At 72.1% G+C, this 20,326-nt stretch carries 19 protein-coding genes; 8 read left to right on the forward strand and 11 right to left on the reverse strand.

The window, feature by feature from the left end:
• Positions 1 to 74: 74 nt before the first annotated feature.
• Entirely contained in the window at positions 75 to 1,172 is a 1,098-nt protein-coding gene (locus MKK53_RS15980) for a glycosyltransferase family 4 protein (RefSeq protein WP_243929697.1), read from the reverse strand.
• A gap of 405 nt (positions 1,173 to 1,577) precedes the next feature.
• Positions 1,578 to 4,448 (reverse strand): phosphoenolpyruvate carboxylase, encoded by a 2,871-nt coding sequence (locus MKK53_RS15985; protein ID WP_243929698.1) that lies wholly within the window; start codon positions 4,446 to 4,448, stop codon positions 1,578 to 1,580.
• 122 nt (positions 4,449 to 4,570) lie between these two features.
• Here MKK53_RS15985 and MKK53_RS15990 point away from each other — a divergent pair, with 122 nt between their 5' ends.
• Together MKK53_RS15990 and MKK53_RS15995 are read left to right on the forward strand one after the other, a co-directional pair.
• Positions 4,571 to 4,828, forward strand: a complete 258-nt coding sequence (locus MKK53_RS15990; protein ID WP_243929699.1) for a hypothetical protein — start codon at positions 4,571 to 4,573, stop codon at positions 4,826 to 4,828.
• On the forward strand, positions 4,825 to 5,409 hold the full coding sequence (locus MKK53_RS15995; protein WP_243929700.1) for a hypothetical protein: 585 nt from the start codon (positions 4,825 to 4,827) through the stop codon (positions 5,407 to 5,409). The genes MKK53_RS15990 and MKK53_RS15995 overlap by 4 nt, the downstream gene beginning before the upstream one ends.
• A 27-nt stretch (positions 5,410 to 5,436) precedes the next feature.
• On the opposite strand, the gene MKK53_RS16000 is transcribed toward MKK53_RS15995, so the two are convergent.
• Complete coding sequence (locus tag MKK53_RS16000) at positions 5,437 to 5,793, reverse strand: ComEA family DNA-binding protein (RefSeq protein WP_243929701.1); 357 nt, start codon at positions 5,791 to 5,793, stop codon at positions 5,437 to 5,439.
• A 230-nt stretch (positions 5,794 to 6,023) separates the two neighbouring features.
• On the opposite strand from MKK53_RS16000, the gene MKK53_RS16005 reads away from it, so the two are divergent.
• Complete coding sequence (locus MKK53_RS16005; RefSeq protein WP_243929702.1) at positions 6,024 to 6,566, forward strand: PAS domain-containing protein; 543 nt, start codon at positions 6,024 to 6,026, stop codon at positions 6,564 to 6,566.
• 292 nt (positions 6,567 to 6,858) lie between these two features.
• Positions 6,859 to 7,047 carry a 50S ribosomal protein L32 gene (rpmF, locus tag MKK53_RS16010; protein WP_003601373.1) on the forward strand — a complete coding sequence of 63 codons (189 nt, stop codon included), beginning with the start codon at positions 6,859 to 6,861 and terminating at the stop codon, positions 7,045 to 7,047.
• Positions 7,048 to 7,292: 245 nt separating this feature from the next.
• Here the strand turns inward: rpmF and MKK53_RS16015 are convergent, their stop codons facing one another.
• Positions 7,293 to 7,583: a hypothetical protein gene (locus MKK53_RS16015; protein WP_243929703.1), complete on the reverse strand. Its 291-nt coding sequence runs from the start codon at positions 7,581 to 7,583 to the stop codon at positions 7,293 to 7,295.
• Between the two features lie 91 nt (positions 7,584 to 7,674).
• The gene (gene phaR / locus MKK53_RS16020) at positions 7,675 to 8,262 is read right to left on the reverse strand and encodes a polyhydroxyalkanoate synthesis repressor PhaR (RefSeq protein ID WP_243929704.1); all 588 of its coding nucleotides are present in this window, start codon (positions 8,260 to 8,262) and stop codon (positions 7,675 to 7,677) included.
• 379 nt (positions 8,263 to 8,641) lie between these two features.
• Here phaR and MKK53_RS16025 point away from each other — a divergent pair, with 379 nt between their 5' ends.
• From MKK53_RS16025 to MKK53_RS16040, 4 genes are all read left to right on the forward strand, one after another.
• Entirely contained in the window at positions 8,642 to 9,826 is a 1,185-nt protein-coding gene (locus MKK53_RS16025; RefSeq protein ID WP_243929705.1) for an acetyl-CoA C-acetyltransferase, read from the forward strand.
• Between the two features lie 133 nt (positions 9,827 to 9,959).
• Positions 9,960 to 10,688, forward strand: coding sequence for an acetoacetyl-CoA reductase (gene phbB, locus MKK53_RS16030; protein ID WP_243929706.1), 729 nt, complete (start codon positions 9,960 to 9,962; stop codon positions 10,686 to 10,688).
• 773 nt (positions 10,689 to 11,461) lie between these two features.
• A complete protein-coding gene (locus MKK53_RS16035; RefSeq protein ID WP_243929707.1) occupies positions 11,462 to 13,051 on the forward strand; it encodes a gamma-glutamyltransferase family protein in 1,590 nt (529 codons plus the stop codon).
• A gap of 55 nt (positions 13,052 to 13,106) precedes the next feature.
• Positions 13,107 to 14,600, forward strand: a complete 1,494-nt coding sequence (locus MKK53_RS16040; RefSeq protein ID WP_243929708.1) for a carboxypeptidase M32 — start codon at positions 13,107 to 13,109, stop codon at positions 14,598 to 14,600.
• Between the two features lie 352 nt (positions 14,601 to 14,952).
• Here the strand turns inward: MKK53_RS16040 and phnN are convergent, their stop codons facing one another.
• The 6 genes from phnN to MKK53_RS16070 form a co-directional block, all read right to left on the reverse strand.
• On the reverse strand, positions 14,953 to 15,489 hold the full coding sequence (gene phnN, locus MKK53_RS16045) for a phosphonate metabolism protein/1,5-bisphosphokinase (PRPP-forming) PhnN (protein WP_243929709.1): 537 nt from the start codon (positions 15,487 to 15,489) through the stop codon (positions 14,953 to 14,955).
• Positions 15,489 to 16,625, reverse strand: coding sequence for an alpha-D-ribose 1-methylphosphonate 5-triphosphate diphosphatase (locus MKK53_RS16050; RefSeq protein ID WP_243929710.1), 1,137 nt, complete (start codon positions 16,623 to 16,625; stop codon positions 15,489 to 15,491). The genes phnN and MKK53_RS16050 overlap by 1 nt, the downstream gene beginning before the upstream one ends.
• Positions 16,626 to 16,737: 112 nt before the next feature.
• On the reverse strand, positions 16,738 to 17,442 hold the full coding sequence (gene phnL, locus MKK53_RS16055; protein ID WP_243929711.1) for a phosphonate C-P lyase system protein PhnL: 705 nt from the start codon (positions 17,440 to 17,442) through the stop codon (positions 16,738 to 16,740).
• Positions 17,439 to 18,212: a phosphonate C-P lyase system protein PhnK gene (gene phnK / locus MKK53_RS16060; RefSeq protein WP_243929712.1), complete on the reverse strand. Its 774-nt coding sequence runs from the start codon at positions 18,210 to 18,212 to the stop codon at positions 17,439 to 17,441. The genes phnL and phnK overlap by 4 nt, the downstream gene beginning before the upstream one ends.
• Positions 18,213 to 18,267: 55 nt before the next feature.
• A complete protein-coding gene (locus MKK53_RS16065) occupies positions 18,268 to 19,239 on the reverse strand; it encodes an alpha-D-ribose 1-methylphosphonate 5-phosphate C-P-lyase PhnJ (RefSeq protein ID WP_279599075.1) in 972 nt (323 codons plus the stop codon).
• Complete coding sequence (locus MKK53_RS16070) at positions 19,236 to 20,324, reverse strand: carbon-phosphorus lyase complex subunit PhnI (protein ID WP_243929713.1); 1,089 nt, start codon at positions 20,322 to 20,324, stop codon at positions 19,236 to 19,238. The genes MKK53_RS16065 and MKK53_RS16070 overlap by 4 nt, the downstream gene beginning before the upstream one ends.
• Between the last annotated feature and the right edge of the window lie 2 nt (positions 20,325 to 20,326).

Below are 20,326 nucleotides of genomic sequence, written 5' to 3' on the forward strand. Positions count from 1 at the left end.
CGAACGGGGGGCTCCGGGTCCCTTCGGGGACGGGGACCGGTGCGACCCCTTCCGGACAGTTTCCCCGCCCCTCCTCAGCCGCGTCCGCCGGCGACCCGGCGCAGGCTCGGCCGGGCGCGCTCCGAGGCGCGGGCGATCACCGCTTCGTAGATTTCCAGGTAGCGGCCGAACATCTCCTCGGCGTCGTACAGGGCCTCGGCGCGGTCGCGGCAGGCGCGGCGGGAGAGACCGGCCGCGCCGCGGATCGCCTCGGCGAGGCTCAGGGCGTCGTCCGGCTCGGCGAGGCGCCCGCAGGTCTCGTCCAGGATGTCGGGCAGGGCCCCCCGGCGGAAGGCGGCGACGGGGGTGCCGCAGGCCAGGGCCTCGGCGACGACGAGGCCGAAGGGCTCCTCCCAGCGCGGGGACACGATCGCCACCTTCGCCCGGCCGAGGTGGCGGGCGAGGTCCCGGTGGGTGAGATGGCCGAGATGGGTCAGGTCCGGCCCGACGCGGGGCGCGATCTCCCGATCCCAGTAGCCGGGGTTCATCTTCGGGCCGGCGAAGACCAGGGGCATCCCGGCGGCCCGGGCCGCGTCGATGGCGAGGTGCAGGCCCTTTTCCGGCACGATCCGGCCGGACCAGAAGGCGTAGGGCGGCTCGTCCGACCGGGGGCCGTAGGCGAAGGTCGAGAGATCGACGCCGTTGCCCACCACCTGGGCCTGGGGCACGAGGTCCGCCCATTCCTGCGCCAGGGAGGGGGAGACGGCCAGGAACGCCATGTCGGGATCGGCCTGCACGATGCCCTTCGTCAGGGCGTCGAAGGGCGGGGTGTGCAGCACGCTCACCCACGGGAGGCCGAGCCGCGCGCTCTCCTGCAGCGGGAGGGCGTGCAGGGAATTGTTGTGCACGAGGTCGAACCCGCCCTCGGCCACCATGTCCATCATCCGGCGGTAGGCGGCGGCCTCGGTGCGGTCGATCTCCTCCTCGCGCTCCGGGTCGGCCAGGGCGTCGCCCGTCGGCTCGCACAGCATCACCGGGTCGAGGGCGGGATCCGAGCCGCGGCTGGCGAACAGAACCACGTCGTGTCCGTGCCGGCGCAGCGCCGCCGTGAGGAGATGGGTGTGCATCTCCAGTCCGCCGGCATGGGGCTGACCGATCGGATACTTGAGATGGGCGAGGACAGCGATCTTCACGCGCGCACCGATACGGTTGTGGACGGACGACGACGGGCCTGCCGGTCGTACGGGACGAGAGGTAGGTCTGTGGCGGACTCGGCGGTTATCACGCACATGTTCTTGTGGGCGGTCCCGCCGCCGCCGGAACCTTCGCACCGGCGCACGGCAAGCACGCGCCACCGGTCTATCCGGTCCGGTCTGAACGAAGGATGATCATACCGGTAAAGCGATCATTCAGGTGTGCGCCTCCGGATCGCGGCGCAGCCCGGCCTCGACGCCGGGGGCGAATGGCCCCGGCCCGCGCTCCTCATCTCCCCTCCGGCCGTCGTGGAGCGCGGAGCGAAACGACCCGTGGCGCCACGCCGCCTCAGGCCGCGTTTCGCTGGGTCGTTTCGCTCCGCACGCGCCGACGGCGGCCCGCCCTCACCCGAACGCGCCCACCTCGTGCTGGATCATCCCCGAAATTTCCCGCACCTGCGCAAACATTTGGCGGATCGGCTGAAACAAGGTGGCGTGCTCGGCCTCGTAGGTCCCGGTGTCGCGCGGGCCCGCCGGCTCGCCGAAGTTGAGGCCGAGGGTCGGGTCGGGCTGGTTGGGGAAGATCTCGTCCAGGATCGTCAGGCAGCCGTCGATGTCGAGGCGCAGGAACCGTTCGAGCATCTGCTCCCGGGTGATCCCCGCCTGGGGCCGGAAGCCGGGGATGTGCACCGCCAGGAACCAGATCCGGTGGATCAGGGCGAGGCGCAGGGCGTGGAGCAGGGTGAGCCGCGCGGACATACCGGTGAGGTCCGGGGCGGCGGCGCGCAGGGCCAGCCAGTCGCGGGTGAGCCGGCCGAACAGGCGCCGCAGGTCGGAGGCGAGGTCGAGCCGCTCCAGCGCCCCGGCGATCACCACCAGCTCGTCGCGGCGGAAATCCTTCTGCGTCCGCCGGGCCCGTTCCAGCCAGACCGCCGGGTCGAGGGTGTCGATGTAGGCGCGCAGCACGTCGAGGTCGCCCACCGAGGCGGCGTGCTGGACGAGGCGGAAGGCGCGGGAGAAGCGCAGCGAATCGCGCCGCATCTCCCGGAACAGGTCCGGCCCCCGCCCCGCCGCCCGGCCGAGGCCGTGGAGGGAGTTCGCCAGGAAGCCGAGCTGGTGCAGGATCGCGTTGTTGGGGATCGCCCGCATCTGGCGCGGATGGGTGATCCGCGCCGGGCCGCCGGCATCGGTCTGCCGGGCGACGGGCCGCGAGCCCGTCCGGTCGAGGAGGCTTGGGCCGAAGGTGCCGAGCAGCGCCGCGTAGCCGGCCTCGCCGACCAGCGCCTCCATGTCCTGCCGGACCACGGTGAAGAATTCGAGGGCGAAGTCCGGCTCGGAATAGATCGGGTCCTCGGGCGCGGCGGCCCCCTTGCCCGGCTCGTCGAGGCTGTAGCCCGCGAAGGCGTCCTCCTCCGCCACGTCGAGGGCGTAGACGTGCTCGGCGATCCGCGCGAGGCTCGCCTGCGCCAGCGCCCGGGTGCCGAACAGCAGGTAGCCGTCCGTGCCCTGGAAGCTCGATTCCAGGCGCACCTTCAGTCCCGCCTTGCGGGCGCGGTCGCGGGCATCCTCCGGGGCGAGGTAGGCGAGGCGATCCCGCAGGGAGGTCGGGTGCGCGCCCCGGCCGATCGACTCGCCGTGCGTGTCGAAGATGGCGAGCTCCACGTCGGACAGGCCGTTCTGCACCAGCATCTCGGTGATGCGCAGGCGCAGGCGCTCGATCCAGAAGGTGGCGGCCAGCTGGCCGACGTAGCGGCCCGAATCCGAGTAGCCGAACTGCACCGTGAGCCGGCCGATGCGCTTCACATACGCCCGCCAGTGCGGGTTGCGCAGGGCGTCGTCGAGCACCTTGATGCCCTGTTCGAGGGCGCTCGCCGTCTCGAACAGCGGCGTGATCTCGAGCTTGTCGGCGATGCCGTAGTGCCGGGCGAGCCAGAGGGCGGCGAGCAGGGTGTAGCCGGTCTCGGTCTCGGCGATGAGGAAGCGCACCGGGTGCGTACCGTCCACGTGCTTGAGGATCTGCGCGATCGTCATCATCAGCCGGGCGGCCGAGGCGCGCTCGGCGGCGAGCGCGCCGAAATCCACCGCCACCGGGGTCACGTCGTTCAACAGGGTGTGGATCGTGGCGAGGTGCGAGCGGCGCTGGGCCGCGTCGGTGGGCTCGCCCTCCAGCTCGATCACCCGGCGGACGGCGTTGTGGATCTGCGAGGCGTTGAGCCGGAAATGCGGCAGGGCGTTCGACAGGCCGTGGGTCTCGACCCCCGCCCGCAGGACCGCGATGGCCCGCCGGTCATCCTCCCCGCCCGCCCCGTCCAGCGCCGCCGTGAGGGCCGTCACCAGGGGCGCCGCGTCGGTCTGCGCCCGCTCGCGCTCGATGATCAGGGCCAGGGCGAAGCGGTGGACCGCCTCCAGGGAGGGCTTGTCGCCCAGGCGGGGGGCGACGGCGAGCTGCCGGTTGACCGCGCTGAGCGCCTCCTGCGCGAGGGCCCGGGCGGCGCGGGCGGCCGGGATGTCCGGCAGGTCGCGCATCACCCGGTCGAACTGCATGCGCTTGGAGATCAGCCGGTAGCGCACCGTGTCCCACCAGCCGATATCGGTGCGGCCGTCCGTGTCGCAGCCGACCCAGCTCGCCACCGCGAAGGGGCGGGGCCGCAGCTCCGTCCACCTGTCCGGCCAGCGCCCGCGGGCGGCGTCGAGGAGGGTGCCGTTGAAGGCGTCGAGGGCGAGCCGCGCATTGTTGGCGGCGGCGCAGGCCTGCTCGAATTCGAGGTCGAGGGTGACGGGGGAATCGGGCCGGGTGGAGTGGGCGGCGGCCTCGCCGATGGGGCCGGCGCGCTCCGCCGGCCCGGGGAGGCAGGCGGCCTGCGCCAGCAGGTCGGCCACGGCGCGGGGCATGCCGAAGGTCGGGTGGGCGGTGAACACCACCGCGAAGGCGGTGCGGTGGACGAAGGTGGCGAAGTCCTCGAAGGCGCCGGTCCTGTCCGGCACGGCCGCCACCAGGGCCGCGGCGACCGAGGTGTCGGCGTGGCCGGTCAGCCCGACATAGTCCCGGAGCCGCTGCGCCCGGGCCTCCAGGGCCTCGGCGCGCAGCCGGGCGAACAGGCCGTCGAGGTCGCCCTCGGCGATCTCGTCCCGGTCGAAGGCGCGGGTGATGGCGAGCGTCACCGCGAGGACGGGGTTGCGGAACGGATCCTCGCTCGCCTGCTCCCGCGCCGAGTCGATGAGGCCGAGGAGATACGCCTCAAGCTCCTCGGGGCCGCGGCCGACCTGCTGTTGCATGATGTGTCCTCGCCGAGCGCCCGTTTGCGTGCGCCGGGGGGACGCAAGGAGCGTTCCGGCGCCGGGCTCGGGTGACGGGCAGCGCACATCGCGTTATCACTGCGCCCCTGATGGAGCGACTGTTGATCTTCCTTGCCGTCCTTGTGCTCATCGCGGCCGGGACGATGGTCGTCGCGATGGCCTCGCGCGGGCGACGCCCTCCCCTGCACATGGACAGCGAATTCCATGCTGACGACACCGACCTGCTGATCGGCCCGGTCGGCCGCGGGCGGGTCAGCCCCATCGACCGCACGGCCGAGGTGATCGACATCGCCCCGTCCGGCGAACCGGGGGAGAAGCCCCCTTCCCCTGCCCCCGCCCCCCGGGAGGGTGGGCGATGAGGACCCTCGTGACCGCGGCCTGCCTCGTCCTCGTGGCGGGGGCGGCGGGGGCGCAGCAGCCGGCCGGCACCGCCGGGGCCTGCGGCGCCCTGGCCGCCCGCTACGAGAACGGCAAGGGCTTCACCCTGTCGGTGATCCGGGCGGGCGAGGTGCGGATCGTCAACCCCCTGCGCCCGCTGACCCCCGAGGTCACTCAGGTGCTGGAGGTGGTGATCGGCGACAAGCGCGCCACCGCCTACGGGCCGGACTTCACCAGCCTGCGCCGGGGCGGCCCGCCGGGGGCGATCCAGGCTTCCCTCGGGGCGCCGATCACCTGGGAAGCGGCATTGCCGCCCCTCCCGGACTCCCTCGGCATCGTCGCCGACGACGGCGCGCCCCTGGCCGAGCTGACTTTCCGCACCTGCGAGACCCGGCCGGCGGTCGCGCCGGAGCCGGTGCCGCAGGCCGCCCGCAAGGGGGGCAAGGCGCGGGGCGCGGCCGCCACGGGGGACGGGACGGCTCCGGCAGCCAAGGCACGGCCGAAGCCTGCGGCAAAGACGCCCGGCGGCTTCAGCATGCCCCAGGGCGCCATCGGCGAGTAGGCACCCCGGCGCCGGGGTGCCTGCCGGCTACTTCTGCCGGGCGATGACCTTGTCCTTGATCCCGTCATAGACGTTCTGCGGGATGATCTTCTTCTGCACGAGGTCGTCCTTGCCCTTGTAGGGCCGCCCCTTGATGATCGCCGCCGACCGGGCCGTGCCGATGCCCGGCAGCTTGTCGAGCTCCTCGGCGCTGGCGCTGTTCAGGTCGAGGAGCGGCGACTTGGCGGCATTGGGCGCGCCGGCCACGGGGGCGCTCGGCGCCATCGGCTTGACCGGGGCCGTCGGCGCGGCGGGCGCAGGGGCCTGGGCCAGGGCCGGGGCAGCGGCGAGGGCCGAAAGGATGGCGAGGGCACGCAGCGCCGACAACGTCTTGGAGGAAGCCATGGGGTTCTCCTTCAGGTCCGGCCCGCGTCGCGGCACCGTCGATTCCCCGTTTGCGCCTTCTGATTTGAACCCGTGCTTAACGGAAAAGCCTGTTTCCAGCGCATGGATTAGCGCCCGCGCATCAACTAATGACTCTAGCTGATACTTTCTTCGCCTAAACACCCGGTCGTATTGTCTGATAAGCTCCCTGGATCGGGCCGAACCCTTTTTCGATACGGAAAGCCGAGTGGATGGTGTTCGTCACCGATGCAGAGGGGCTCGTCACGCATCTCGGCCGGCAATGGACGAGGTTGACCGGGCAAACCCTCGCCGAGGCGCGCAACTTCGGCTGGATCCGCGTGCTCCATCCCGAGGACCGCGACACGGTGCGCGGCCTCGTGCGCGAGGCGATCGAGACCCGCAGCAGCTTCGCCGTCCGCTTCCGCCTGCGCTCGGCGGAGGACGACTACCTGTGGGTCATGTCCGGCGCGGTCCCGTCCTTCGGGCCGCCGGGGCGGACCTTCCTCGGCTTCCTCGGTTCGCTGAGCCCGCTCGACACCCCGCCGGAGGATGTCGCCCGGGCGAGCGGCAGCCTCCGGCCGCCCGAACCTCCCTGGAACCAGGGCTCCACCCTGGAGCGCGCCGCCGACTATCTCCTGGCCGCCCACAGCCTGATCGCCCGGTCCGGGCGCAGCGAGACCCTCGATGCCGTCGAGGGGGCGCTGCGCCGGCTCGGCGAAGATCTGGCCGAGGAAACCATGAACGAGGCCGCGGCCCAGGAAAGACGGCATTGAGCCCCCGTCCTTCGTGTCCGTAATGGGCCGCCCCCGGCCGGGGGTCTTCGCCACCGGGCGCCCCCTCCCCGCCCGACACGTCGCGCGCGAGGGGGCGAGGTTCGAGAAAAAGATCGCTGCCGGGCCACGGCCGCCCCATCTCGACACGGGCGGGAACGGCTCTAGCCAGGACGGGGCGGCGTCGCTATAAGCCCACCCTCATCCGTATCCTGCGGTGTGCGCGGCGGCGGCCCATGACTGGGAACTGCCCGCGCATCGCGTTGTCCGCCGGCAGACCTGAAGGACCCCCGCCATGGCCGTTCCGAAGCGAAAGACTTCCCCCTCCCGCCGCGGCATGCGCCGCTCGGCCGATGCCCTCAAGGCGCCGACCTACGTCGAGGACAAGGATTCGGGCGAGCTGCGCCGTCCGCACCACATCGACCTGAAGACCGGCATGTACCGTGGCCGTCAGGTCCTGAAGGTGAAGTCGGCCGAGGCGTAAGCCTCCCGCACGGACATCTGAGACACCGGCGAGACGACGGGCGCGGCCTTCCAAGGCTCGCGCCCTTTTCGCGTTCCCGCGCGCCGGGACGGCGGTGGTGCGGGTGCCCCACGCCGGTGTCGCGCGCCGGGCGCCGCGCCCCAGGGCAGCGGGACCTCGCCGGACGGGATGAAGTCTCGGATCGCGTCACTGCGCGCGATGGCGGGGGTGATTCTCAAGGCCCCGCACGAGGGGCCGGGGCCGGCTCAGCCGAACAGCCGCGCCGTCGCCGCGTAGCGCTCCGCCGCCTGCATGGCGCGGGCGGGCCGGGATGTCCGAAGGGTCGGGTCCGCCCCGACGAGCAACTGGGTGACGAAGCCCGCCTCCGGGCGGCCGTCCCTCAGGATCGCGGTGGGGCGCGGCTCCTCCCCCCGGCCGCCCTCCACCACGACGAGGGCGCGCGAGAGCTGCGCCTGCGCCGCCTCACCGGAGGCCAACGGACGGATCGCCTCGACCCGTCCCGTTCTGACACTCCCGACCGGCCCGATCCGTTCCATCGCAGCACCCCTGTCCGCCCCGATGGCTACAGGTGCAAACGTGGGGCCGCCGCTAACGTTTCGTCAACCTTTCGCGGTTAACGGCCGCCGGCTACTTCCGGGCGAGCTGTTCCAGCCGCGCCTGCATCTCCAGCATCTGCTTCTTCAGGTCGTCCAGCTCGGTGCCGGGGACGGCGACGGGGGCGCTGACCGGCGGAGCCATGGCCGAGCCCGGGGCGCCGAAACCCGTGAACATTTTCATGGCGTCGCCGAAGAAGCCCATATTCGTGCGCACCTGCTGCTCGATGGCGTGCTGGAACGCCGAAGGGCCGAAGCTGTGCGCGAACTTCTCCCGCAGCCCGTCCTGATCCCGGGCGAAGTTCGCCATCGAGAATTCGAGGAAGCTCGGCACCATGGAGCGCATGCTGTCGCCATAGAAGCGGATGAGCTGGCGCAGGAAGGCCACCGGCAGCAGGTTCTCGGCGCCCGCCTTGTTCTCCTGCTCGAAGATGATCTGCGTCAGCACGGAACGGGTGATGTCGTCCCCGGTGCGCGCATCGTACACGACGAAATCCTCGCCGTTCTGGACCATCGTCGCGAGGTCCTCCAGCGTGACGTAGGTCGATGTGCCGGTATGATAGAGACGCCGGTTCGCATATTTCTTGATGACGGTCTGAGGCGTCTTGACGGTATCCGCCATCGCAGAACGGCCTTTCTGAACTCGAACAACCTGGGCGACGCGGCTTGCGCCGCCGGTTCACATCGCAGTCGCGATCTCGCGCCCGCACACAAGCATAAGGCCTTCCACAACCGCAGAAAACAGCAAACTGCTTCCGTCCCGTGCAGAATATTGCATTTGCGGTGCGCAGTGGCGGGCGGCGCCCCGACGGAACCCGGCCCCGGGGCGTCCGCGGCGGGGTCATCCGAGGGGGATTCAGGGCCGATGGGAGGGCAAGCTCACCCGCCTCCGCCCGATGGGCTGCTTGACTTCAATGGTTCCCCGCTCTTCATCCCTCGAACGGCTTCCGGAAGCGCGCCCGCCCCTTAATGCGACGCGCCGGCCGCGAGAGGAGAACGTCATGGCAGGCAGCGAAGAGATCGTCATCGTCGGGGCTGCGCGCACCCCGGTCGGCTCGTTCGGCGGAGCATTCGGCGCGGTGCCGGCCCACGAGCTGGGCGCGACGGCGATCAAGGCCGCCCTCGAGCGGGCGAACGTCCCGGCCGACGACGTGGACGAGGTGATCTTCGGGCAGGTGCTCACGGCCGGTGCCGGCCAGAACCCGGCGCGTCAGGCGGCGATCAAGGCCGGCATCCCCGAGAAGGCGACCGCCTGGGGCCTCAACCAGGTCTGCGGCTCGGGCCTGCGCACCGTCGCGGTCGGCATGCAGCAGATCCAGAACGGCGACGCCAAGGTGATCGTGGCCGGTGGCCAGGAGAGCATGTCGCTCTCGCCCCACTGCCAGTACCTGCGCGCTGGCCAGAAGATGGGCGACATCAAGCTCATCGACACGATGATCAAGGACGGCCTGTGGGACGCCTTCAACGGCTACCACATGGGCACCACCGCCGAGAACGTCGCCCAGGCCTTCCAGCTCACCCGCGAGCAGCAGGACCAGTTCGCGACCCGCTCGCAGAACAAGGCCGAGGCCGCCCGCAAGGAGGGCCGGTTCCGCGAGGAGATCGTCCCCGTCACCGTGCCGGGCCGGAAGGGCGACACCATCGTGGACACGGACGAGTACATCCGTGACGGCGCCACCATGGAGGCGATGGGCAAGCTGAAGCCGGCCTTCTCGAAGGACGGCACCGTCACCGCCGCCAACGCGTCGGGCCTCAACGACGGCGCCGCCGCCATCGTGCTGATGTCGGCCTCCGAGGCCGAGCGCCGGGGCCTCACCCCGCTCGCCAAGATCAAGTCCTGGGCCACCGCGGGCGTCGATCCCAAGATCATGGGCACCGGGCCGATCCCGGCCTCGCGCAAGGCCCTCGAGAAGGCCGGCTGGAAGCCCTCCGACCTCGACCTGATCGAGGCCAACGAGGCCTTCGCCGCCCAGGCGCTGGCCGTGAACAAGGACATGGGCTGGGACGACGAGAAGGTGAACGTCAACGGCGGCGCCATCGCCATCGGCCACCCGATCGGCGCCTCCGGCGCCCGCGTCCTCGTCACCCTGCTGCACGAGATGAAGCGCCGCGACGCCAAGAAGGGCCTCGCGACCCTGTGCATCGGCGGCGGCATGGGCGTGGCGATGTGCATCGAGCGTCCCTGACGCTTTTGTAACAAGGGCCCCTCGACACTGTTCGAGGGGCCCTCAAAAGTCTTCTTGAAGAGCATCATCAAAAAAATGACGTGCGGACGTCATCCGCACGCAGCATCACGTCGTGAAGACAGGAGGAAACATCATGGCTCAAGGACGCGTCGCCCTCGTCACCGGCGGCACCCGCGGCATCGGCGCGGCGATCTCGAAGCGGCTGAAGGACAAGGGCTACAAGGTCGCCGCCAACTACGGCGGCAATGACGAGGCCGCCCAGAAGTTCAAGGACGAGACCGGCATCCCGGTGTTCAAGTTCGACGTCGGCGACATGGCGAGCTGCGAAGCCGGCATCAAGGCGATCGAGGCCGAGGTCGGCCCGATCGACGTGCTGGTGAACAACGCCGGCATCACCCGCGATGGCGCCTTCCACAAGATGACCTTCGAGAAGTGGCAGCAGGTCATCAGGACCAACCTCGACTCGATGTTCACCTGCACCCGTCCGCTCATCGACGGCATGCGCACCCGCGGCTTCGGGCGCATCATCATCATCTCGTCGATCAACGGCCAGAAGGGCCAGGCCGGGCAGACCAACTATTCCGCCGCCAAGGCGGGCGTGGTCGGCTTCGCCAAGGCCCTGGCGCAGGAAAGCGCCTCCAAGGGCATCACCGTGAACGTGGTGGCGCCGGGCTACATCGCCACCGAGATGGTGATGGCGGTGCCGGAGGAGATCCGGAACAAGATCATCTCCACCATCCCCACCGGCCGCCTCGGCGAGGCCGACGAGATCGCCCACGCGGTCGAGTACCTCGCCAGCGACGAGGCGGGCTTCGTCACCGGCTCGACGCTCACCATCAACGGCGGCCAGCACTTCGTGTGACGCCCCGGGGCGGGGGCCCGGCGCCCCCGCCCACCCATCGTCGTCAGGACACCCGACGCCACCGTCATTGCGAACGAGGGGAAGCAGGCCGCCTCCGGACGTCGCACCACCCCGGATACCTTCACGGCGCTCGCCATGACGGGGTTGGCTTTCGCCCTCGCTCCCACACTCCACCTCATCCTGAGGTGCGGCGGAGCCGCCTCGAAGGAGCGCTCCAGCCTGCCGCGCGATCCCTGGAGGGCTCCTTCGAGGCCCGCTCACGCGGGCACCTCAGGATGAGGTGGAGGCGGGGATCACCTCGACCCGTTCGCCCACTGGGCTGGCCGTAGCGCCGCCCCGGATTGCTTCACGGCGCTCGCCATGACGGGGTTGGCTTTCGCCCTCGCCCCCACCCTTCACCTCATCCTGAGGTGCGGCGGAGCCGCCTCGAAGGAGGGCTCCAGCCTGCCGCACGATCCCTGGAGGGCTCCTTCGAGGCCCGCCCATGCGGGCACCTCAGTCGGCCGCTCCGGGCCTGGGCCTGCACCCATTCCCTCATCGGGGCTGGGAGGGGGACGGTCATCGTCGCCATGTGGGTTCTCCAGGGCGCTCGGCAAAGTTCTCCGAAGTAGCGCGCCGGGGGCAAGCGGCCCGTTCCGGCGATGCCGGTGCGTGCGGCACGCCTCGTGCCTTGCATCCGGCACCCCACGGGACCACGATCCGCCCCCGTCCGCAGGCGGCGGGAGGCTCCCGGGGGATGCCCTCCGATGCCTGCAATCGCAACGAGACCCCCCGTGAGAGATTTCTCCCGCCCCGGCCGCTCCGCCGTCCACGCCGCCCACGCCGCCGTGGCGACCTCGCACCCGCTCGCGACGCTCGCGGCCATCGAGGTGCTGCGGGCGGGGGGCAACGCCGTGGACGCCGGCATCGCGGCGGTGGCGGTGCAATGCGTGGTCGATCCGCTGATGACCGGGATCGGCGGGGACTGTTTCTGCCTCTACGCCCCGGCGGGGGCCCCCGTGCCGGTGGCGATCGACGGCTCGGGCCGGGCGCCCGCCGCCGCCACACCGGACTGGTACGCGGAGCGCGGCCTCGGCATCGCCCCCGATTCGCCCCACGCCGTCACCATCCCCGGCGCCGTCGCAGCCTGGGACGCGCTGGTGCGGGCGCACGGGACGAAGCCCCTCGGCGAACTCCTGCAACCCGCCATCGGCTACGCGGAGGACGGGTTCGTGGTCCAGCCGCGGGTCGGCTGGGATTGGGCGCGATGCGTGCCCCGGGTCGCGGGGGATGCGGATGCCGCCGCGATCTACCTGCGGGAGGGGCGCGCCCCGGCGGTGGGCAGCGTGATGCGGATGCCGCGCCTAGCCGCCACCCTCCGCCGGATCGCGCAGGAGGGGCCGAAGGGCTTCTACGAGGGGCCCGTCGCCCGGGACATGGTGGGCAAGCTCACCCGCCTCGGCGGCCTGCACACCCTGGAGGATTTCGCGGGCGCCCGCGCCGACACGGTGGTGCCGGTCTCGACGCGCTATCGCGGCTACGACGTCTACGAGTGCCCCCCCGCCGGCCAGGGCCTCGCCGCGCTGATGATGCTGAACGTGCTCGCGCCCTACGACGTGGGCTCCCTGTCGGACCTCGACCGGCTGCACCTCTTCGCCGAGGCGTGCAAGCAGGCCTACCACCACCGCGACGCGCTGTTCGGCGATTTCGACCTCGCCCGCGTGCCGGTCTCGCACCTGCTGTCGGAGGCGTGGCACGCGGCGGCGCGGGGGGACATCGACATGGCCCGCGCCCGGGGGCCGGTGCTCTACCCGGAGGCCGCCGAGGCGGTGGCCCACAAGGATACGGTCTACCTCTGCGTGGTCGACAGGGACGGGAACGCCCTGTCGCTGATCAACTCGGTGTTCCAGGGCTTCGGCTCGGGCATCCTGGCGCCGGAGAGCGGCGTGCTGCTGCACAACCGCGGCCTGTCCTTCCGCACCGAGCCCGGCCACCCGAACAGCATCGGCCCCGGCAAGCGGCCGATGCACACGATCATCCCCGGCATGGTGATGAAGGACGGGCGGGCGGTGGCCCCGTTCGGCGTGATGGGCGGGCACTACCAGGCCATGGGCCATGTCGAGCTGCTGACCGGCCTCCTCGACCGGGGCCTCGACGTGCAGGAGGCCCTCGACGCCCCCCGGAGCTTCGCCTACGGCGGCGGCCTCGAACTGGAGGCCGCCATCCCGGATTCCGTGATGGCGGGCCTCGCGGAGCGCGGCCATCCGGTGCTGCGGGCGCCGTTGCCCCTCGGCGGCGGACAGGTCATCTGGATCGACCGGCGGGCCGGCACCCTTTCTGCGGGCTCCGACCCGCGCAAGGATGGCAGCGCGCTGGGCTATTAGACCCAGCGCCGTCTTTGCGAGCGACGGCGGTAGAAATATTGAAGGTGAGAGTTCCATGACGGCCTACGCCTCCCTCGAAGCGCGCTTTGCCCGGCTCTCGGCGATCGAGGGGGCGTCGGGCATCCTCGGCTGGGACGCGCAGACCCTGATGCCGGAGGGCGCCGCCGAGACCCGGGGCGAGCAGCTCGCGGCGCTGCGCGGCCTCGCCCACGAGATCCTGACCGCCCCCGAGACCGCCGACACCCTCGCCGCGGTCGAGGAAACCGGCGGGCTCGCGCCGTGGCCCGCGGCCAACCTGCACGAGATGCGCCGGGCCTACATCCACGCGGCGGCCGTGCCCCGGGACCTCGTGGAGGCGGAATCGCGGGCGCGGTCCCGCTCGGAGATGGTGTGGCGGGAGGCCCGGCGGGACGCGGACTTCGCCCTCCTTGCCCCCCATCTCGCGGAGCTGCTGCGCCTGGAACGGGAGATCGGGCAGGCCAAGGGCGCGGCCCTGGGCCTCGACCCCTACGACGCCCTGCTCGACAGCTACGATCCGGGGATGCGCCGGGCGGTGATCGACCCGCTCTTCTCGGACCTGACCTCGTGGCTGCCGGGCCTGATCACGGCGGCACGGGAGAGGCAGGCGGCGGCGGGCGAGCCGTTGCCCCTCGACGGGCCGTTCCCCGTCGAGACCCAGCGGCAGCTCGGGCTGGCGCTGATGCGGGCGCTGGGCTTCGATGAGACCCGCGGCCGGCTCGACATCAGCCTTCACCCGTTCTGCGGCGGCGCGACGGACGACGTGCGCATCACCACCCGCTACGACGAGGGCGATGTCTCCCGCGCGCTCCTGGGCGTGCTGCACGAGACCGGCCACGCCCTCTACGAGCAGGGCCGCCCCGCCGCGTGGCGCCACCAGCCCGTCGGCGCGGCGCGCGGCATGAGCCTGCACGAGAGCCAGTCCCTGATCGTGGAGATGCAGGCCTGCCGCAGCCGGGAATTCGTCTCGTACCTCGCGCCGCTCCTGCGGGAGGCGTTCGGGCGCTCGGGCCCGGCCTGGGAGACGGACAACCTGTTCCGCCTCTACACCCGCGTGGCGCCGGGCTTCATCCGGGTCGATGCCGACGAGGCGACCTACCCGGCGCACATCCTGCTCCGCTACCGGCTGGAGACGGCCATGGTCGCGGGCGACCTCGCCATCGCCGACCTGCCGGGGGCCTTCAACGAGGGCATGGGCGAGCTGCTGGGTCTGACGGTGCCGAACGACCGCCTCGGCTGCCTCCAGGACATCCACTGGCCGAGCGGCGCCTTCGGCTACTTCCCGACCTACACCCTCGGCGCCCTGGCGGCAGCGCAGCTGTTCCGGGCGGCGAAGGCGGCCGCACCGGCCCTGCCGGGGTGCCTCGCACAGGGGGATTTCGCCCCCTTGCGCACTTGGCTCCGGGCCAACGTCCACGAGCAGGGCTCCCTGCTCTCCACCGACGCCCTCCTCGAACGGGCGACGGGCGCTCCCCTCGGCGCGGCGGCGTTCCGGGCGCATCTGGAGGCGCGCTACCTGGGGGACGCTTAGTCGCCTCCCCCACGGCCGCGGTCATCGCGAGGCGGCGACGAAGCAATGACGGGGTTGGCCATTCACTGGCCGGTCCCCACGCTCCTCTCCCCCCTCTGCGGGGGAGGGTACCCTGCGCAGCAGGGGGGGAGCGGGGAGCGACGCTGCCGGAAAGGACGAGCCGCGGGACGCCGGGCGGTGCCCTCTCCTGCGCCGTCGCTCCCCTCTCCCGACCCCCTTCGGGGGCCACCCTCCCCCGCAGAGGGGGGAGGGAATGCGGCGTCCACGGATATCCGCGGCACCAGACCCGTCATGCAACGCGATCCAATTGAGTTGCATGATGGGGAGGATGTCTTGCCCCCCATGATTCCGCTTACGGACCGCCCTGCAAGTCCCGCAAGAATCGAATCAGCAGACCCGCGCCCTCGTCGGGCGAACCGGAATTGTCGATGGTCAGGTCGGGCACCACCACCTGCCGCCGGGCGAGGCGGGCGGAGAGGTCGCCGTCCTGGGGGCGTGCCCGCGCGGCAAGGCGCTGCGCCAGGATCTCCGCCGGGGCGGTGATCTCCACCACCTGCGTCCCGGGGTAGCGCGCCCGCGCCTCCGCCACGACCCGGCGGGAGACGTTGCACACCACCGCCCACCCGTCGCCGGAGAGCCGCCCCGCCTCCTCGGGCAGGGCGTAGCCGAGACCATGCGCCCGCCAGGACAGGGCGAAGCGCCCCTCCGCCTCGCCCCCTTCGAACTCCTCCGGCGTGACCGGCACGTTGTCCTCGTCGGCCGAGGGGGGCCTCGTCACGAGGCGCCGGGGGAAGACGATGCGCGCCTCCCCCGCCAGCGCCTCCCGCGCCATGCGGAGCAGGGTGTCCTTGCCCGCGCCGCTGGGGCCGACGACGAGGACGAAGGGCATCAGACCACCCGGATCCCGGCGCGCCAGACTTCGCGCATCACCGGCACCCCGTCGGCGAGGCGCACACGGGCGAGGTCGGCACGCAGGCCCACGCGCAGCTCGCCCCGGTCGGTGAGGCCGGTGGCGCGGGCGGGGTTGGCCGTCACCGTGGCGATGGCCGCGGGCAGGCCGATGCCCGGCACCCGCTCGGGGATGAGGAAGGCCGCCATGGCGAGGCTCGCCGGGACGTAATCCGAGGACAGGATGTCGAGGAACCCGGCCTCGGCGAGGTCCTGGGCCGCGACGTTGCCGGAATGCGAGCCGCCGCGCAGGAGGTTCGGCGCCCCCATCATCACCGTCATGCCCCGCCCGTGCGCCGCCTCCGCCGCCTCGCGGGTGGTGGGGAACTCGGCCAGCACCACGCCCTCGCCGGCGGCGAGGTCGACATCGGCGAGGGTGGTGTCGTCATGGCTCGCCAGCGGGATCCTTTTCGCGCTCGCCAGGGCGACCAGCGCCGGCCGGTTGGCCGCGTTGAGGGCCGTGCCCTCGGCGATCTTGCGGGCGGTGGCCGTCCGGATCTCCTCGAGGGACCGCCCCCCGCGGGTGGCGTAGGTCTCGTACTTGCCGATGTCCCGGAACTGCCGCTGGCCCGGCGTGTGGTCCATCAGCGAGATCAGGTCGATGCCGTAGCGGGCGCTGAACGCCTCGACGGTGGGGATCACGTCGGCCGAGGGTAGCTCGCAGCGCAGGTGGGTGCGGTGCTCGGCCCGGAGCAGATCGCCCCGCCGGGCGGTGTCGATGGCGCCGGCCAGGGCGTCGAGTTCCGGGCCGAGCCCGCTGCCGTCCGGGTCGCTGCCCGCCCGCAGGGAATCGAACACCGTGGTGATGCCGGACGCGGCGATCTGCGCGTCGTAGGCCAGCACCGCGCCCAGCGGATGCCAGCGCACCTTCGGCCGGGGGGCGTAGTGGCTCTCCAGATGGTCGGTGTGCAGCTCGATCAGGCCGGGGATCAGGTGGTCGCCGCCGATGTCGAGGCCGCGTTCGGGCGCCTTGCCCTCGCCGATCCCGGCGATCCGCCCATCCGCCACCGCGAGCCAGCCGTGCAGCACCCGGTCTGCCAGGACGAGGGTGGCGTTCTCGATCATGAAATCTTGCATCGGACTCCCGTCCTCCCTTTCTCAACGTCTTTGCGAGGGCACCGAAGCGATCCAGGGAAGCGCCACGTCCTGAGGCGTCCCGCCGCTTCGCGTGGCTCGCGATGACGGCGTGTCACGCCGCCCGCGCGGTGCCGAACCGCGTCACGTCGATGATCCGCCCGCCGATCGCCTCGCGCATCGCGGCGTCGTGGACGATGCCGAGGATCGCCGCCCCCGCCGCCCGGCGTTCCTCGACCAGCTCGGCCACGACGGCGCGGTTCTGCGCGTCGAGGGAGGCGGTGGGCTCGTCCAGCAGCAGGATCGGCCGGGGCGCGATCAGCCCGCGGGCGATGTTCACCCGCTGCTGCTCGCCGCCGGAGAAGGTGGCGGGCGGCAGGTTCCACAGCCGCTCCGGCAGGTTGAGCCGGGCGAGCAGGTCGCCCGCCCGCGCCCGGGCCGCCGCCTCGGACATCCCGCCCTCCCGGCCCGCCGCCTCGACCACGTCCCGGGCCGAGACCCGGGGGATCACCCGCAGGAACTGGGAGACGTAGGACATGGTCCGCGCCCGCAGGGCGAGCACCTCCCGGGGGGCGGCCCGGGCGACGTCGATCACCCGCCCGCCGTCGCGGACCAGGATCGCCCCGCCGTCGCAGCGGTAGTTGCCGTAGGCCATGCGCAGCAGCGACGACTTGCCGGTGCCCGAGGGTCCCCACAGCACGCCGCACTCGCCCGGGGCCACGGCGAAGCTCGCCCCGGCGACCACCGGCAGCACCGTGCCCCCGCGCAGGTGCAGGGTGAAGCTCTTGGAGACGTCACGGAATTCGAGGGCGGCGTTCATGCGGCGAGCACCGAGGAGACGAGGAGCTGGGTGTAGGCGTCGGCGGGATCGTCGAGCACCTGATCGGTCAGGCCGGTCTCCACCACCCGGCCGGCGCGCATCACCATCACCCGGTGCGACAGCAGGCGGGCGACGGCGAGGTCGTGCGTGACGATGATCACCGCGAGACCGAGTTCGGCCACGAGGCGGCGGATGAGGTCGAGGAGGCGGGCCTGGACCGACACGTCGAGCCCCGAGGTCGGCTCGTCCATCAGGACGAGGCGCGGGGTGGTGACGAGGTTGCGGGCGATCTGGAGCCGCTGGCGCATCCCGCCGGAGAAGCGCGTGGGCGGGTCGTCGATCCGGTCGGCGGCGATCTCCACCCGGTCGAGCCAGTCGATGGCTTGGGCGCGGATCTGCCCGTAATGGCGCTCGCCGAGCCCCATCAGCCGCTCGCCGACATTGCCTCCGGCCGAGACCGCCATGCGCAGGCCCTGGGTCGCGTCCTGGCGGACGAAGCCCCAGTCGGTGCGCATCAGCGCCCGGCGCTCGGCCTTGCTGAGGCCCGCGAGGTCACGCATCACGCCGTCGCGCATCCGGTAGGAGACCGTCCCGGCATCGGGGGCGAGCTCGGTGGCGATCAGCGACAGCAGGGTCGACTTGCCGGAACCCGATTCCCCCACGATCGCCAGGACCTCGCCGGGGTCGAGGTCGAACGAGATGTCGGCGCAGGCGAGCCGGGCGCCGTAGCGCTTGGTCAGGCCGCGGGCCTGGAGCAGGGCGTCGCTCATCGAAGCACCTCGGCGTCTGGCGCGATGGGGAGATCCGGGCGGAGGATGGGCGCGCTCATGCCACGCCCTCCGTGCCGACATGGCCCGCCGCCCGGCGCTCCTCGCAATGGTCGGTGTCCGAGCAGATGAACATCCGCCGGCCGCTGTCGTCCATGAGCATCTCGTCGAGGTACACGCCCTCGGCGGCGCACAGGGCGCAGGGCTGGTCGAAGCGTTGCACCCGGAACGGGTGGTCCTCGAAATCGAGGCTGCGGACCTTCGTGTAGGGCGGCACCGCGTAGATCCGCCGCTCGCGCCCCGCCCCGAAGAGCTGCAGGGCCGGGCAATCGTCCATCTTCGGGTTGTCGAACTTCGGCGTCGGGGATGGGTCCATCACGTAGCGGCCGGCGACCTCGACCGGGTAGGCGTAGGTCGTCGCGATATGCCCGTGGCGGCTGATGTCCTCGTAGAGCTTGACGTGCATCAGCCCGTACTCGGCGAGCGCATGCATCTGCCGCGTCTCGGTCTCCCGCGGTTCGAGGAAGCGCAGGGGTTCGGGGATCGGCACCTGATAGACCAGCGTCTGGTTCTCGGTGAGGGGCCGTTCCGGGATGCGGTGGCGGGTCTGGATCACGCTCGCCTCGGCGGTGTGCGTGGTGGTGGCGACCCCGGCGGTCTTGGCGAAGAAGCGGCGGATCGAGACGGCGTTCGTCGTGTCGTCGGCGCCCTGGTCGATGACCTTGAGCACGTCCGACCGGCCGAGGATCGCCGCCGTCACCTGCACGCCGCCGGTGCCCCAGCCATAGGGCATCGGCATCTCGCGGGAGGCGAAGGGCACCTGATAGCCCGGCACCGCCACCGCCTTCAGCAGCGCCCGGCGGATCATCCGCTTCGTGCCCTCGTCCAGGTAGGCGAAGTTGTAGGCGGACGCCTCATCCCCTCGCCCCGCCTGCGGGGGGAGGGCTCCGGCGACCCCGTCGTCGCCGGAGCGAGGCGGCAGCCGAGAAGAGGGATCTGCGCCGGGCCGGAATTCACGCATGTCGCTCATTCCGCCACCTCCCGCCTGTCCTCGAACTCGGCGCGCATCCGCCGGACCAGCTCCAGCTCGGCCTGGAAGTCGACGTAGTGGGGCAGCTTCAGGTGCTCCACGAAGCCCGTCGCCTGGAGGCTGTCGCAATGGGCGAGGACGAATTCCTGGTCCTGGGCCGGGCTCGCCAGGGGCTCGCCCAGCTCCCCCGCCCGGAGCGCCCGGTCCACCAGGGCCATCGCCATGGCCTTGCGCTCGCTCTGGCCGAAAACCAGCCCGTAGCCCCGGGTGAATTGCGGCGGCACCGTGCGGGAGCCGTGGAACTGGTTGACCATCTGGCATTCGGTGGCCTGCACGGCGCCGAGCGGCACCGGGAAGCCCAGCTCCTCGGGCACGAACTCGACCGCGACCGTGCCGACCCGCACCTCGCCCACGAAGGGGTGGGTGCGCCCGTAGCCGCGCTGCGTCGCGTAGCCGAGCGCCAGGATGAAGCCCTCGTCCCCCCGGGCCAGGGCCTGGAGCCTCGTCGCCCGGTCGCAGGGGAAGTCGACCGGCTCGCGGGTGATGTCCCCGAGGGGCGACCCGTCGTCCGGCGGCGAGGGCTCGATCAGCCCGTCCCGGCCGAGGAGGTCGGTGACCCGGGGGGTCGCGGCGGCATCCTCCCGGGGCTCGGCCTCGGCCGCCGGCTCCGGCGCGCCCTCCGCGGCGAGGGCGAAATCCACGAGGCGGTGGGTGTAATCGAAGGTCGGCCCCAGCACCTGCCCCCCCGGCAGGTCCTTGAAGGTCGCCGAGATCCGCCGGGAGAGCGTCATCCGGCCGGTGTCGAGGGGCACCGAGGCGCCGAAGCGCGGCAGCGTCGTGCGGAAGGCCCGCACGAGGAACACCGCCTCCACCACGTCGCCCCTCGCCTGCTTGAGCGCCAGCGCCGCGAGGTCGGGGTCGTTCAGCGAGCCCTCGGCCATCACCCGGTCGACCAGCAGGGCCATCTGCTCGCGGATCTGCGCGACGGTGAGTTCCGGCACCGCGGGATCGCCCCGGCGGACCTCCGCCAGCAGGCGGTGGGCGTTGTCGATGGCGGCTTCCCCGCCCTTCACGGCCACATACATGG

It is taken from the genome of Methylobacterium sp. J-076, from assembly GCF_022829405.1.
Lineage (GTDB): Bacteria > Pseudomonadota > Alphaproteobacteria > Rhizobiales > Beijerinckiaceae > Methylobacterium.

Bases quoted from the DNA above. Each gene is read 5' to 3' on its own strand.
- MKK53_RS16065 (WP_279599075.1), bottom strand. From the start codon at position 19,239: ATGAGCGACATGCGTGAATTCCGGCCCGGCGCAGATCCCTCTTCTCGG.
- MKK53_RS16040 (WP_243929708.1), top strand. From the start codon at position 13,107: ATGACGGCCTACGCCTCCCTCGAAGCGCGCTTTGCCCGGCTCTCGGCG.
- phaR (WP_243929704.1), bottom strand. From the start codon at position 8,262: ATGGCGGATACCGTCAAGACGCCTCAGACCGTCATCAAGAAATATGCG.
- MKK53_RS15995 (WP_243929700.1), top strand. From the start codon at position 4,825: ATGAGGACCCTCGTGACCGCGGCCTGCCTCGTCCTCGTGGCGGGGGCG.
- phbB (WP_243929706.1), top strand. From the start codon at position 9,960: ATGGCTCAAGGACGCGTCGCCCTCGTCACCGGCGGCACCCGCGGCATC.
- phnK (WP_243929712.1), bottom strand. From the start codon at position 18,212: ATGAGCGACGCCCTGCTCCAGGCCCGCGGCCTGACCAAGCGCTACGGC.
- phnN (WP_243929709.1), bottom strand. From the start codon at position 15,489: ATGCCCTTCGTCCTCGTCGTCGGCCCCAGCGGCGCGGGCAAGGACACC.
- MKK53_RS16015 (WP_243929703.1), bottom strand. From the start codon at position 7,583: ATGGAACGGATCGGGCCGGTCGGGAGTGTCAGAACGGGACGGGTCGAG.
- MKK53_RS15985 (WP_243929698.1), bottom strand. From the start codon at position 4,448: ATGCAACAGCAGGTCGGCCGCGGCCCCGAGGAGCTTGAGGCGTATCTC.
- rpmF (WP_003601373.1), top strand. From the start codon at position 6,859: ATGGCCGTTCCGAAGCGAAAGACTTCCCCCTCCCGCCGCGGCATGCGC.
- MKK53_RS16005 (WP_243929702.1), top strand. From the start codon at position 6,024: ATGGTGTTCGTCACCGATGCAGAGGGGCTCGTCACGCATCTCGGCCGG.
- phnL (WP_243929711.1), bottom strand. From the start codon at position 17,442: ATGAACGCCGCCCTCGAATTCCGTGACGTCTCCAAGAGCTTCACCCTG.
- MKK53_RS16070 (WP_243929713.1), bottom strand. From the start codon at position 20,324: ATGTATGTGGCCGTGAAGGGCGGGGAAGCCGCCATCGACAACGCCCAC.
- MKK53_RS16000 (WP_243929701.1), bottom strand. From the start codon at position 5,793: ATGGCTTCCTCCAAGACGTTGTCGGCGCTGCGTGCCCTCGCCATCCTT.
- MKK53_RS16025 (WP_243929705.1), top strand. From the start codon at position 8,642: ATGGCAGGCAGCGAAGAGATCGTCATCGTCGGGGCTGCGCGCACCCCG.
- MKK53_RS16050 (WP_243929710.1), bottom strand. From the start codon at position 16,625: ATGCAAGATTTCATGATCGAGAACGCCACCCTCGTCCTGGCAGACCGG.